14 protein-coding genes are annotated in these 13,716 nt (G+C 50.9%); 6 read left to right on the forward strand and 8 right to left on the reverse strand.

All coding sequences use genetic code 11. The features are described 5' to 3' along the window. Positions 1–35: 35 nt before the first annotated feature. From rseC to rseD, 5 genes are read right to left on the reverse strand one after another with little or no spacing between them, the layout of a single operon-like run. The gene (rseC, locus tag HV346_RS16850) at positions 36–512 is read right to left on the reverse strand and encodes a SoxR-reducing system protein RseC (protein ID WP_181620411.1); all 477 of its coding nucleotides are present in this window, start codon (positions 510–512) and stop codon (positions 36–38) included. Next, positions 509–1,462 (reverse strand): sigma-E factor regulatory protein RseB, encoded by a 954-nt coding sequence (gene rseB, locus HV346_RS16855; RefSeq protein WP_181620412.1) that lies wholly within the window; start codon positions 1,460–1,462, stop codon positions 509–511. The genes rseC and rseB overlap by 4 nt, the downstream gene beginning before the upstream one ends. Continuing rightward, complete coding sequence (gene rseA / locus HV346_RS16860; RefSeq protein ID WP_181620413.1) at positions 1,462–2,112, reverse strand: anti-sigma-E factor RseA; 651 nt, start codon at positions 2,110–2,112, stop codon at positions 1,462–1,464. Before rseA ends, rseB begins: the two co-directional genes overlap by 1 nt. A gap of 31 nt (positions 2,113–2,143) precedes the next feature. Then, positions 2,144–2,719 carry an RNA polymerase sigma factor RpoE gene (rpoE, locus tag HV346_RS16865; RefSeq protein ID WP_000003307.1) on the reverse strand — a complete coding sequence of 192 codons (576 nt, stop codon included), beginning with the start codon at positions 2,717–2,719 and terminating at the stop codon, positions 2,144–2,146. Beyond that, complete coding sequence (gene rseD / locus HV346_RS23540) at positions 2,716–2,883, reverse strand: rpoE leader peptide RseD (protein WP_309228233.1); 168 nt, start codon at positions 2,881–2,883, stop codon at positions 2,716–2,718. Before rseD ends, rpoE begins: the two co-directional genes overlap by 4 nt. A gap of 261 nt (positions 2,884–3,144) precedes the next feature. Between rseD and nadB the strand changes: the two genes are divergently transcribed. Further along, positions 3,145–4,764: an L-aspartate oxidase gene (gene nadB / locus HV346_RS16875; RefSeq protein WP_181620414.1), complete on the forward strand. Its 1,620-nt coding sequence runs from the start codon at positions 3,145–3,147 to the stop codon at positions 4,762–4,764. Here nadB and HV346_RS16880 read toward each other — a convergent pair. After that, on the reverse strand, positions 4,749–5,486 hold the full coding sequence (locus HV346_RS16880; RefSeq protein WP_181620415.1) for a tRNA1(Val) (adenine(37)-N6)-methyltransferase: 738 nt from the start codon (positions 5,484–5,486) through the stop codon (positions 4,749–4,751). The two genes, nadB and HV346_RS16880, sit on opposite strands and share 16 nt — an antisense overlap. A gap of 132 nt (positions 5,487–5,618) precedes the next feature. Here HV346_RS16880 and srmB point away from each other — a divergent pair, with 132 nt between their 5' ends. After that, positions 5,619–6,947 (forward strand): ATP-dependent RNA helicase SrmB, encoded by a 1,329-nt coding sequence (gene srmB, locus HV346_RS16885; RefSeq protein ID WP_181620416.1) that lies wholly within the window; start codon positions 5,619–5,621, stop codon positions 6,945–6,947. 55 nt (positions 6,948–7,002) lie between these two features. Here the strand turns inward: srmB and grcA are convergent, their stop codons facing one another. Further along, the gene (gene grcA, locus HV346_RS16890) at positions 7,003–7,386 is read right to left on the reverse strand and encodes an autonomous glycyl radical cofactor GrcA (protein WP_181620417.1); all 384 of its coding nucleotides are present in this window, start codon (positions 7,384–7,386) and stop codon (positions 7,003–7,005) included. 313 nt (positions 7,387–7,699) lie between these two features. Between grcA and ung the strand changes: the two genes are divergently transcribed. Beyond that, the gene (gene ung / locus HV346_RS16895; protein WP_181620418.1) at positions 7,700–8,389 is read left to right on the forward strand and encodes a uracil-DNA glycosylase; all 690 of its coding nucleotides are present in this window, start codon (positions 7,700–7,702) and stop codon (positions 8,387–8,389) included. A gap of 70 nt (positions 8,390–8,459) precedes the next feature. Here the strand turns inward: ung and HV346_RS16900 are convergent, their stop codons facing one another. Beyond that, positions 8,460–9,557 carry a tRNA/rRNA methyltransferase gene (locus HV346_RS16900; RefSeq protein WP_181620419.1) on the reverse strand — a complete coding sequence of 366 codons (1,098 nt, stop codon included), beginning with the start codon at positions 9,555–9,557 and terminating at the stop codon, positions 8,460–8,462. A gap of 206 nt (positions 9,558–9,763) precedes the next feature. Here HV346_RS16900 and trxC point away from each other — a divergent pair, with 206 nt between their 5' ends. The 3 genes from trxC to pat all read left to right on the forward strand — a co-directional run bounded on the left by trxC (position 9,764) and on the right by pat (position 13,650). Next, positions 9,764–10,183 carry a thioredoxin TrxC gene (trxC, locus tag HV346_RS16905; RefSeq protein ID WP_181620420.1) on the forward strand — a complete coding sequence of 140 codons (420 nt, stop codon included), beginning with the start codon at positions 9,764–9,766 and terminating at the stop codon, positions 10,181–10,183. Between the two features lie 69 nt (positions 10,184–10,252). Continuing rightward, entirely contained in the window at positions 10,253–10,951 is a 699-nt protein-coding gene (tapT, locus tag HV346_RS16910) for a tRNA-uridine aminocarboxypropyltransferase (RefSeq protein WP_181620421.1), read from the forward strand. Between the two features lie 35 nt (positions 10,952–10,986). Then, the gene (gene pat, locus HV346_RS16915) at positions 10,987–13,650 is read left to right on the forward strand and encodes a protein lysine acetyltransferase (protein ID WP_181620422.1); all 2,664 of its coding nucleotides are present in this window, start codon (positions 10,987–10,989) and stop codon (positions 13,648–13,650) included. Positions 13,651–13,716: the final 66 nt, after the last annotated feature.

Consider the following 13,716-nt stretch of genomic DNA (forward strand, 5'->3'; position numbering starts at 1 on the left):
TTTTGAGATGTAAAAAATGATAAAGCCCGAAGAAATTATCGGGCTTCGGAAGAGAGCGTTTCAACGCGAAGCTGGTCTGGTGCGAGTGCAACACTCAGAATGATGGGTTGCCATTCTTCGCGAGCGGCAAGCTTATGGGAAAAACCACGAGCCAGCCAAAAACCGCCCACTCCACCCAATACTGCACCACTCATCGCCGCAAGGTCCGTACCAAAAAGCATCTGGAATATCCCGCCCATGGCGAACAATCCCACAAGCGGAGAAAGATAAACCAGCATTGCAGAACCCAGCAAACTTCCTTCTGCAATACCCAGTTCGACTTTCTGCCCCTCAACCAGCGGCTGTTCGCTCGGAACTGAAATGGTGTGCGTCGTTTGTGGCCCTAACTTATTCAGCACACGGCTCCCGCATCCAGCTTTGGAAGCGCAACTGTTACATGAGGCTTTCACATCACAGCTGACCAGTGCAACACCATCCCGCCATGACACAACGGTAGCCCACTCTTTAATCATTGTGCTGCCCTGAATTTAATGCTGTCTGCAATACGCTTCGCTGTTTGCGGAGGAAGTTCACCCACGACAGTGATCTCTGCGTTATCACGTACTGTCGTACTCACCGTCCGACGTCCGGTTCGCAGCATTTGCTCAGAACTGTTCGCGGTTGCGCGGTTGATGTTCACTGAGAAACTGAACAGTCCGTCAGAATAGAGACGTGACTCAACTGGTGTTTCAATAGTGGGTAATTGACGACGACTGCTGGAAACTTCGCTAAAACCTTGTGGGATCCAGGATGGGACCCACTTAAAATTAACGGGATCACCTGCAGGAACAGACAAAAGCGGAGGCAGGCTGGCTTTGGCCAGCTTCTGCATGCTGTTGCCCACTTGATTATTAACGTTAAAGGAGATCACGCGGAACTGCTCCAGCGTCTCACCATCACGATCGAGTAAATCGACACGCATGGGAAGCTTAGTTTCTGCATCCATCCAGACAATATAGCTGTAACGCGTACCATCTCTGGCAACGACACGCAGCACTTCACACAATCTGTCTGCAATCCGCGTGCGACCTACTGAGATAAAATCATAGTAAGGCGCAAGACGCTTAAAATCGGTATAGATAAGCGATGGAAGGGAATCAACGATGTAGTCGCCATTTAACGTGAAGGGCTCAAGGCCTGGTTCAAAATAGCTTATTTCGTTACCACGCTGAACAACTTCACGGCGTGGGCCATCCATCTGTAACAGCTGGGCTAGTGGCTGATTATCAAGACGGGCATGGCGGTAGCGTAACGACTCTACACCCTGCTTGTTGATGCTGATAAAAGCCAATTCGTAATTGAGTGACTGGCTGGCCTGATTCATTTGCTGCAACAACGCCCCGGACGAAACATCAGCCGAGGCGTTGACAGAGAAGAACAGGCTACCCGCCATCAGAGACATGGCGAACCAAAGTTGCTTCATTACTGCGATTGCGTTCCTAAAGTTTGGTTTCCGGGCACTTGCACTGCAGCTTGCTGAGTCTGTGCCTGCTCAAACTGAAGCTGTTCCGAGTGCAGGCGACGCTGCAACTCATAATCCTGCAACATCGCATTAATGCGACGGCGCTGCTCTTGTACCTGCTGTTGTTGACCGCCGCTTGCCGACGCATCTGCTGGTACACCCAGGCTTACCGGGCTGGCTTTGCCCATCATCGGCAGTGTATTAAACACCGGCGCTTCAGGCTGCTGATTAACTTCAGACTGAGTATTATAGTGCTGGACGCCAACGATAACTGCAAGCGATACGCATGCAGCGACCCCCATTTGGGTGAGTTGACTTGCCCACGGACGCATTTTCTTCCAGAACGGCATTTTCTGCCACTGGTGAGGTGCGGGTTGAGCTTCAGGAATCAGCGAAGAGGTCTGATGAACAGGCTCATTCTCAATCGCCGCCATTACGCGTGCTGAGATATCGAAATGGAGAACCTCGCCGGTATCACCCCGTAAGGTGTCACGGATGAGATGATAGCTCTCCCAGGTCTCTTGCATTTCGGGAGAATGAGACAACTCATTGAGCAGCTCACTGTCCAGCGTTTCACCATCCATTAAAGCGGAAAGTTTTTCTTTCTGCATGCCTAATACCTTTTCCAGTATCCCGCTATCGTCAACGCCTGATAAGCGGTTGAACTTTATTATCAATAGCCTCGCGCGCACGGAAAATTCGCGAACGAACCGTACCGACCGGACAATCCATGATAGCGGCTATCTCTTCATAGCTCAGGCCATCAAGCTCCCGTAACGTAATTGCCATGCGTAAATCTTCCGGGAGCGACTCGATCGTGCGAAAAACTATTTGTCTCAGTTCTTCTGACAACATTAAGTTCTCAGGGTTCGAAATTTCTTTCAGTGCACCGCCACTTTCGAAGTTTTCGGCTTCGATTGCATCCACATCACTTGACGGTGGACGACGCCCCTGAGCGACCAGATAATTCTTTGCTGTATTTACCGCAATGCGATACAGCCAGGTATAAAAAGCACTATCTCCCCGGAACGAATCCAGCGCACGATAGGCCTTAATAAAAGACTCTTGTACGACATCAGGGACATCCCCTGATGGTACATAACGGGATACCAGACTCGCCACTTTATGCTGGTAGCGTACCACCAGTAAGTTAAAGGCTTTCTGATCTCCCTTCTGGACCCGTTCAACCAGGACCTGGTCCGTTAACTGCTCGCTCATCCGAGGTAAAGTCTCCCCAAACCTAAATTCCACGCGTTATCGAAACGCCACTCTAAAAACATTGCACTTTGAGCAAGCACCGACTTAGAGTGTCTGTTCTTCAATAAGTTCCGCCACGCATTTGTTTTTGTTAACCGTGCCGCAGACTGTTCATTTTCTCTCATTATAAGTCTGTTCACGATACGTACCCACTTTCTCTTAAGACACAACTCATATACCGCCAGCAGAGTAACGCAACACAGGCTTTATTTCATCACAAAATCTGAAGCTAACGATCTGCTTCGCAAAATATTTTCGTTCATTTACCCCTTTTTTACTTTTGCTATCGCGTTTAGTCACCTCAACACCACTCAAAAAAAACGTGCGATATCTCCCAGTCAGGTGCTATTCTGGCCAAACACTGTTTAGTAAATTAAACAAACATCATGAACACAACTCCAGAACTTAACTGTGATGTCCTAATCATCGGTAGCGGTGCTGCCGGGCTCTCACTGGCTCTTCGTCTGGCTGAACACCAACGTGTCATCGTGCTCAGTAAAGGTCCTATGAGTGAAGGCTCAACCTTTTACGCACAAGGCGGGATTGCTGCCGTGTTTGATGAAACGGACAGCATTGCTTCACACGTTGAAGATACGCTGATTGCCGGAGCAGGGATTGTTGATGAGCATGCGGCTGAATTTGTCGCCAGTAATGCGCGTCACTGCGTGCAATGGCTCATCGATCAGGGCGTTTTATTTGATACGCAGGTCCAGCCAAACGGGGAAGAGTGTTATCACCTCACCCGTGAGGGAGGACACAGTCATCGACGTATCCTGCATGCTGCAGACGCAACAGGGAAAGAGGTTGAAACAACGCTGGTCAGCAAAGCGTTGAGCCACCCAAATATTCAGGTACTGGAGCGCAGCAATGCGGTTGATCTGATTATTTCCGATAAAATTGGTCTCCCCGGGACACGCCGCGTGGTCGGTGCGTGGGTCTGGAATCGTAATAAAGAGAAGGTGGAGACGTGTCAGGCAAAAGCTGTGGTACTGGCTACCGGCGGCGCATCTAAAGTCTATCAATACACAACGAACCCAGATATTGCCTCCGGGGACGGGATCGCCATGGCCTGGCGCGCAGGCTGCCGCGTGGCGAACCTTGAATTCAACCAGTTTCATCCCACTGCATTATTCCACCCGCAGGCACGTAATTTCCTACTAACTGAGGCCCTGCGCGGAGAAGGTGCTTACCTGAAACGTCCTGATGGCTCTCGTTTCATGCCAGATATAGACGCCAGAGGCGAGCTTGCCCCTCGCGATATCGTCGCCCGTGCAATAGACCACGAGATGAAACGCCTTGGCGTGGATTGTATGTACCTGGATATCAGCCACAAACCGGCAGAATTCGTTCGTCAGCACTTCCCAATGATTTACGAAAAACTGCTGAATCTGGGAATTGACCTCACCCGCGATCCGGTTCCGATCGTCCCTGCCGCACACTATACCTGCGGTGGCGTGATGGTTGATGACCATGGTCGTACGGATGTTGATGGACTGTACGCCATCGGCGAGGTGAGCTACACCGGTTTGCATGGCGCTAACCGCATGGCGTCAAACTCGCTGCTTGAGTGTCTGGTCTACGGGTGGTCTGCCGCGGAAGATATTACCAAACGTATACCTTATGCCCGTCAGGCAGCGCATTTACCCGCCTGGGACGAAAGCCGCGTAGAGAATCCCGATGAGCTTGTCGTTATTCAGCACAACTGGCATGAGCTACGACTCTTTATGTGGGATTACGTGGGCATTGTACGTACGACGAAACGGCTTGAGCGTGCACTTCGCCGTATCACGATGCTGCAACAGGAAATTGATGAGTATTACGCGAATTTCCGCGTGTCCAACAATCTGCTGGAGTTGCGTAACCTTGTACAGGTTGCCGAGCTGATTGTTCGCTGCGCCATGATGCGTAAAGAAAGTCGCGGCCTGCACTATACGCTGGATTATCCCGACACACTGGTTGAATCCGGCCCATCCGTGCTGTCGCCGCTTTCTCACATGAACAAGTAAAATGCCTGGGTCAGAGCAGTGTAATCTTCGGAATAACGCTGGTCTGGCCCACGAATGACCATTCTGTCGTTGAAGCACTCACCCTCTTTCGGTGAAAGTGCCAACAATACACGATGCGGCATCCGCCCTTCGGTATCAGCAATATCGGTTCGTAAACGTAAATACCAGCCAATCTCTCGCGCATAGTTAATAAACGTGTTACCCGTATTTTCAGGCAGCACAACGCAGAAAAAGCCCTCCTCCGAAATCAGGTTTGCCGCACAGGTTAGCAACGCCTGATGATCGAGCGAGTCGGTATAACGTGCTTGCGCACGTTCTGGCGTAGCGCATTCAACACCCGGTTCATAATAAGGTGGATTACTGACAATAAGATCGTAACGGGCGGTTTGTTCTGGTGTCCAGGCAACGATATCCGCGCACTCGACCTGAACACGGTCAGACCAGGGGGATTCCATCGCATTTTCACGAGCCTGCTCCGCCGCTTGCGCATCAAGCTCAACTGCATCGATCGTGACGTGGTTTTCGGTTCTCTGTGCCAGCATCAGTGCTAAAAGCCCACTTCCGGAACCAATATCCAGAATACGCTTAACACCCGCGACCGGAGCCCATGCACCCAGTAAGATACCATCTGTACCGACTTTCATCGCACAGCGATCGTGAGCAATAAAAAACTGTTTAAAAGTGAAACCATCGCGGCGCAACAGCGCTTTGGGTTGAGACATGTCAAAGCAACCTTCTAAGTGAAACTGGAGTAGCATAGGGGAAAGCGAAGTTGCCGAAAAGGGATATCCATACAAACAGATGAAGATTACAGCCGTAACGTCTATAATCAGCGCCCCACACAGAGGTAGAACATGACTGTAACGACTTTTTCCGAACTTGAACTCGATGAAAGCCTGCTCAATGCACTTGAGAGCAAAGGTTTTACACGCCCGACCGCCATTCAGGCCGCGGCCATTCCGCCTGCGCTTGAGGGCCGCGATGTGCTCGGTTCTGCGCCAACCGGTACGGGGAAAACAGCAGCCTACTTGCTGCCTGTGTTGCAGCATCTGCTCGATTTCCCGCGTAAAAAATCAGGCCCGCCGCGTATTTTGATTTTAACGCCAACGCGTGAACTGGCGGTGCAGGTTGCCGAGCATGCGCGTGAACTTGCAGCTAATACCCATCTGGATATCGCCACGATCACTGGCGGCGTTGCGTATATGAACCACGCTGAAGTCTTCAGCGAAAACCAGGATATCGTCGTTGCGACGACCGGCCGCTTGCTGCAATACATTAAAGAAGAAAACTTCGACTGCCGCGCAGTTGAAACGTTGATCCTTGACGAAGCCGATCGCATGCTGGATATGGGCTTTGCCCAGGATATCGAGCACATTGCTGGTGAAACGCGCTGGCGCAAACAGACAATGCTGTTCTCCGCAACGCTCGAAGGTGATGCGATCAAGGACTTTGCTGAACGCCTGCTGGAAGATCCAGTAGAAGTGTCTGCCACACCGTCCACCCGTGAACGTAAAAAGATCCACCAGTGGTACTACCGCGCGGATAATTTTGATCATAAATTTGCCATCCTGACCCATCTGCTCAAGCAAGATGATGCCACACGAACCATCGTGTTTGTTCGTAAACGCGAGCGTGTGCATGAACTGGCTGACAAACTCCGCTCAGTAGGGATTAACAACTGCTATCTTGAGGGCGAGATGGCACAAGTAAAACGTACCGAAGGGATTAAACGTCTTACTGAGGGGCGCGTAAACGTGCTGGTTGCTACCGATGTCGCAGCACGCGGTATTGACATACCTGATGTCAGCCACGTGATTAACTTCGACATGCCGCGCAGCGGGGATACCTACCTGCACCGTATTGGTCGTACCGGCCGTGCGGGCCGCAAAGGGACGGCAATTTCTCTGGTGGAAGCCCATGATTATCTGCTGCTGATGAAAATCGGCCGTTACATCGAGGAACCGGTAAAAGCCCGAGTGATCGATGAACTGCGTCCAACCACACGTCCGCCTAGTGAGAAGATGACGGGTAAACCGTCGAAGAAAGTTTTGGCTAAACGCGCTGAGCAGAAAGAGAAAGATAAAGAGAAGCCGCGTGTGAAGAAACGCCACCGTGATGCCAAAAACATTGGAAAACGCCGTAAGCCCAGTGGCACGACGCCAACATCACAAACTGAAGAGTAAAAAAAGCCGGGTGAAGACCCGGCTTTTTTATTTCGGTTACTTCTGACCAAAGACCTTACAGGCTTTCAGTAAAGGTACGCGCAATAACATCGCGTTGCTGCTCTGGGGTCAAAGAGTTGAAGCGAACGGCATAACCAGAAACACGGATGGTCAGCTGCGGGTATTTTTCCGGGTGCTTAACAGCATCTTCCAGGGTTTCACGACGCAAAACGTTAACGTTCAGGTGTTGACCACCTTCCACGCGCACTTCCGGTTTTACTTCCATCGGGATTTCGCGATATTCGATTTCGCCCAGTTTGGTTACCGGAACAATTTCGTCTTCAGCAAAACCCGCTTTAGCCACTACACAGCGCGCTTCACCTTTCTCGCTGTCCAGCAGCCAGAAAGAATTCAGCAGGTCGTCATTTGCAGCTTTAGTAATCTGGATACCTGTAATCATGTGATGCCTCCCTTAGGCTACATTAACTGGTGTCGGCCTCTCGCGGCCAATTGGTAAAACCATTGTTGCTTGTGTGTATATATATCAGTCAGGCACGCGTGATTCTTTGATTTAAATCAACAAAAACACTGACCACATAAAGAGTGTGGTTAGGATTTATTGTTTTAGATCAATTTACCTCACACAGGAACTCAATCATTTTTGTGTGTTTTCAAATTAAATTGAAAGACTTAGCGGTAATTTCCGCGAGGGATTTTGCGCACTGCGTGTAAACGGGTAAGCTAGGCTCAGATGAGAATCGCAGGAGAGCGACATGACAACGCCTTTAACATGGCATGATGTACTGGCCGATGAGAAACAGCAGCCTTATTTCATTAATACTTTAAGCACTGTTGCAGCAGAGCGGCAATCTGGCCAAACGATTTATCCGCCACAGAAAGATGTGTTTAACGCCTTTCGCTATACCGAGTTGAACGATGTAAAAGTGGTTATTCTGGGGCAAGACCCTTATCACGGCCCAGGGCAGGCGCACGGTTTAGCTTTTTCCGTACGTCCCGGAATTGCGACTCCCCCTTCTCTGCTGAACATGTATAAAGAACTCGAAGGGACAATCCCTGGGTTTACGCGCCCAGCACATGGATATCTCGAAAGTTGGGCACATCAGGGCGTTCTGCTGCTGAACACCGTATTGACCGTGCGGGCTGGGCAGGCGCATTCCCATGCCAGCCTCGGCTGGGAAACCTTTACGGACAAGGTTATTAGCCTTATCAACGAACATCGTGAAGGCGTGGTGTTTTTACTGTGGGGTTCACACGCACAGAAGAAAGGGGCAATTATTGATTCACAACGTCACCATGTTCTGAAAGCACCTCACCCTTCACCGCTGTCAGCACACCGCGGCTTTTTTGGTTCGAATCACTTTGTTCTGGCGAATGAATGGCTGAAGAAACGTGGCGAAACGCCGATTGACTGGATGCCTGTATTACCGGCAGAGAGCGAATAAGATTGAGTGATTTTGTATAACACCCGGCTAGCGTAAGCGTCACCGGGTATACCTACTGATAAAAGGCAGTTTACGCCTTATTCTGACGCCACCATTCAGCCAGCAATACCCCCGTTGCAACGGAAACGTTGAGGCTTTCTACATTACCAGTGCCGTCAATTGATACGCTCAAATCGGCGCTGGATAATGCAGCATCAGACAGACCATCACGTTCCTGCCCAAGCACCAGCACCATTTTACGTGGCAGTGTTGCTTTAAACAGTGGTGTGCCTTCGTGGCTGGAGGTGGTTACGATGGAATAGCCTGCTTTGCGGAATTGTTCGATGGCATCCAGAACGCTGTCACCGGTAATTGGTTGCACATGTTCAGCCCCGCCTTCCGCAGTACGGATCGCCGCTCCGGATTCCAGCAGCGCCGCATCCTGCAACAACACACCCTTCACACCAAAGTGTGCACAGCTACGCATCATAGCCCCCAGATTATGTGGGTTGCCCACATCTTCCAGCGCCAGTACACAATCATCAGCATCAGCCTGGCTTACCCACTGCTGAACTGTCGTGCCGTTACGCTTTTTAATCAGGAAACAGACACCGCCGTGGTGTTCAGTACCCGAAGCTTTCGTCAGTTCGGCATCATCGACCACATGATAGGCTTTGCGGTTTGCAGCCATCCAGCGCAATGCTTCTTTAAAACGCGGCGTTACGCTCTGGATAAACCATGCGCGAACGATGCATTCAGGGCGACTCTGGAACAGAGCCTGGCACGCATTCTCACCATAGACGCGGGTTTCTTCCGCACGCTGACGGCGAAGAACCTCCGGATCAATAAAGCTTTTACCACTGATACCACCGTGATCGGCTTTTTCTGGCGCTTCCACACCTGGCGCGCGCGAAACGGTACGCCATGGGGATACATCACGCTGGAAATCATCACGCGGACGATCGTCACGTTTGCGATCGTCACGCTTACGGTCATCACGTTTGCGGTCATCACTGCGGTTATTTCTGTCATCGCGGGCGGGGCGACGGCCACCGTCAGCACGAGAAGACGCCGGACGCCCGCCACCTTTTCCGGTACGCGGATTTTGGGTGCGTTTATCAGAGTCATCATCACTGCGGACATACATCACTTTGACCTTGCCGCTTTTATTCTTTAATTCGTCGTTCATGCTTTTCTCCACCAGCGCTGCGCGAAGCGCGCAGATTACCCGATGTGTAAGCTCATAGCCATAATTTCGTACAAAAGCCTGCGACTATTGTACTCATTGAATAAAACGCATTGTCGTTTCAAACAGGCCAATTGATAATATGTAACATATTAGAAACAAAAATGGCGTATTAGCGCTCTGTCCCACCGCTCTATCAGAGGTTAGTTATGAATACCGTATGTGCCAACTGTCAGGCTCTTAACCGCATTCCCGATGACCGGATTGATGATGGTGCAAAATGCGGACGTTGCGGCCATGAATTGTTTGATGGCGATGTAATTAACGCAACGGGCGCGACGCTGGACAAACTCCTCAAGGATGACTTGCCTGTGGTTGTCGATTTCTGGGCTCCATGGTGCGGTCCTTGCCGGAACTTTGCGCCGATCTTCGAAGATGTCGCAGAAGAACGAAACGGCAAAATGCGTTTCGTAAAAGTGAACACCGAAGCTGAACGCGAACTCAGTGCCCGTTTTCGCATTCGCAGCATCCCCACCATTATGATTTTCAAAAATGGTGAAGTGATTGACATGCTCAACGGCGCCGTACCCAAAGCCCCTTTTGAGAGTTGGCTTAACGAATCACTGTAACATTCGCGGGGCGCATCTTGTGCCCCGCTCCCTCCTCTGCGAAAATAGCCTTTTTCCAGCACTTCTCTCATGACTGATAACGCCGTACTTCAATTACGCGCCGAACGCCTCGCGCGCGCAACCCGCCCTTTTCTGGCTCGTGGTAATCGTGTGCGGCGCTGCCAGCGCTGTTTGCTCCCTCTGAAACAATGTCTGTGTGAAACATTGCAGCCCAGCCAGGCGCAAAGCCGCTTTTGTCTGGTTATGTTCGATACTGAACCGATGAAGCCCAGTAATACCGGGCGTTTGATTGCCGACATTCTGCCTGATACCGCCGCATTTCAGTGGTCCCGCACAGAGCCACCGCAGGCGCTGCTAGACCTGGTTTCCAGCCCTGACTATCAGCCAATGGTGGTGTTTCCCGCATCGTATGCTGGTGAGGATCGTCAGGTCATTGCCGCGCCATCAACAGGTAAGCCACCACTCTTTATTATGCTGGATGGCACCTGGACCGAAGCACGGAAAATGTTTCGTAAGAGCCCTTATCTTGATGCACTTCCGGTGATTTCAGTGGATTTGTCACGGGTCTCAGCTTATCGCTTACGCGAAGCCCATGCTGACGACCAATATTGTACTGCGGAAGTGGCAATTGCCTTGCTGGATCTTGCCGGGGATACGCTGGCGGCGAGTGCATTGGGGAGCCATTTTTCCTGTTTTCGCGAGCGCTATCTGGCAGGAAAAACCATTCATAAGGGCAGTATCACAGCAGCGGAGTCAGAAAGCGTTTAAAATCATCAAGTCACTCGCATATACAGGAGACTTGCATGAGTCAGCGAGGGTTGGAAGCGTTACTACGCCCTAAATCCATAGCCGTTATAGGCGCATCAATGAAACCGGACCGCGCAGGATATCTGATGATGCGCAACTTGTTGGCCGGTGGATTTAATGGACCCGTTATGCCAGTTACCCCAGCTTATAAAGCAGTGCAGGGGGTACTTGCCTGGCCTGACATTCAGAGCCTGCCTTTCGTACCTGATCTTGCCATACTTTGTACCCATGCGAAGCGCAATCTGGATTTACTGGAATTGCTGGGTAAACGAGGGTGTAAAACCTGTATTATTCTCTCTTCTCCTCCTGAACAGCAGGCTGAACTTCTCACCTGCGCCGGCCGTTATCAGATGCGTATTCTTGGCCCAAACAGCCTGGGATTACTGGCTCCCTGGCAAGGGTTGAATGCCAGCTTCTCTCCTGTTCCTATCCGCAAAGGCAAGCTGGCTTTCATTTCACAGTCTGCTGCCGTGTCAAACACGATCCTTGACTGGGCACAGCAACGTGAAATGGGATTCTCTTACTTCATCGCTCTGGGTGATAGCCTGGATATCGACGTAGACGAGTTACTGGATTTTCTGGCCAGAGATAGCAAAACCAGCGCCATACTGCTCTACCTTGAGCACTTAAGTGATGCCAGACGTTTTGTTTCTGCTGCGCGCAGCGCATCACGCAATAAACCCATTCTGGTGATCAAAAGCGGTCGTAGCCCAGCCGCTCAACGTTTGCTGCACTCGCACTCAGGAATGGACCCCGCATGGGATGCGGCTATTCAACGCGCAGGCCTGTTGCGCGTACAAGATACGCATGAGCTTTTTTCTGCCGTCGAAACGCTTAGCCATATGCATCCCCTGCGTGGCGAAAAATTAATGATTGTAAGTAATGGCGCAGCGCCTGCCGCACTGGCACTGGATGAACTGTGGCTACGCAATGGAAAACTGGCCACTTTGGGGGAGGAAACTCTCCAACGTTTACGCAACGACCTGCCACTGAGTGTGTCTCCAGGAAATCCGCTGGACTTGCGTGATGATGCCAGTTGCGATCGTTATATCAAGGCAATAACCATCCTGCTGGATAGTCAGGATTTTGATGCGCTGATGATAATCCATTCACCAAGTGCGGCAGCGCCCGGAAGTGAAAGCGCACGAGCACTGATCGAGGCGGTCAGAAATCATCCACGAGGAAAATACGTCACCTTGCTCACCAACTGGTGTGGTGAGTTTTCCTCTCAGGAGGCTCGCCGTCTTTTCAGTGAGGCAGGACTTCCAACTTACCGGACGCCAGAGGGCACAATCACCGCTTTCATGCATATGGTTGAATATCGCCGGAACCAAAAACAGTTGCGGGAAACACCCACATTGCCAGGCAATTTAACAGCAAACTCGGTTGATGCCCACGTGTTGTTACAGCAGGCTATCAAAGACGGAGCGACTTCACTGGATACTCATGAAGTGCAACCAATCCTTGGCAGCTACGGTATGCAAACGCTGCCGACCTGGATCGCCAGTGATAGTGCTGAAGCTGTACACATTGCTGAACAGATTGGTTATCCGGTCGCACTTAAACTGCGCTCACCGGATATCCCGCACAAATCAGACGTTCAGGGCGTGATGTTGTATCTACGCACAGCGGCTGAAGTGCAGCAGGCTGCAGACGCTATTATCGACCGGGTAAAAATGGCCTGGCCTCAAGCAAGGATCCATGGGCTACTGGTTCAAAGTATGGCCAACCGTGCCGGAGCGCAGGAATTACGCGTTGTTGTTGAATACGATCCGGTCTTTGGCCCGTTGATCATGCTGGGCGAAGGCGGTGTGGAATGGCGTCCAGAGGAACAAGCGGTTGTCGCACTTCCGCCTTTGAACATGAATCTGGCTCGCTATCTGGTGATTCAGGCGGTTAAAAGTAAAAAAATTCGTGGCAGGAGCGCCCTGCGTCCTCTCGATATTGCCGGGTTAAGCCAGTTTTTGGTGCAGGTATCCAATCTGATCGTCGATTGCGCAGAGATCAAGCGACTGGATATTCATCCGCTCTTAGCCTCTGGCAAGGAATTTACCGCGCTGGATGTGACACTTGAGATTGCGCCGTTTGAAGGCGATCGGGAAAGTCGCCTCGCTATACGTCCATACCCTTTGCAACTCGAAGAGTGGGTAAAACTGAAAAACGGTGAACGATCGCTATTTCGCCCTATCCTGCCAGAGGATGAGCCTCAACTACGGCAGTTCATAGCCCAGGTCACTAAAGAGGATCTTTACTATCGCTACTTTAGCGAAATCAATGAATTTACCCATGATGATTTAGCCAATATGACCCAGATCGACTACGATCGTGAAATGGCATTTGTTGCCGTTCGCCGCACTGATATAGGCGATGAAATCCTGGGTGTCACCCGGGCCATTTCAGATCCTGATAATATCGATGCTGAATTTGCGGTATTAGTGCGTTCTGACCTGAAGGGCCTTGGTCTGGGCAGACGACTACTGGAAAAACTCATCAGTTATACGCGCGATCACGGACTGTTGCGGTTGAATGGCATTACTATGCCTAACAATCGTGGCATGGTGACCCTGGCGCGAAAACTTGGATTTGACGTTGATATTCAACTGGACGAAGGTATTGTCGCTCTGACTCTTGACCTGACATCCGCAGATAACCAAGAGTAACCTACTGGAAATGTTGACCACTTTGGACGGTACTGGTGGTATCATTGTCCGCTTATGTTGTTTGCC

Source organism: Enterobacter sp. RHBSTW-00994 (assembly GCF_013782625.1).
Lineage (GTDB): Bacteria > Pseudomonadota > Gammaproteobacteria > Enterobacterales > Enterobacteriaceae > Enterobacter.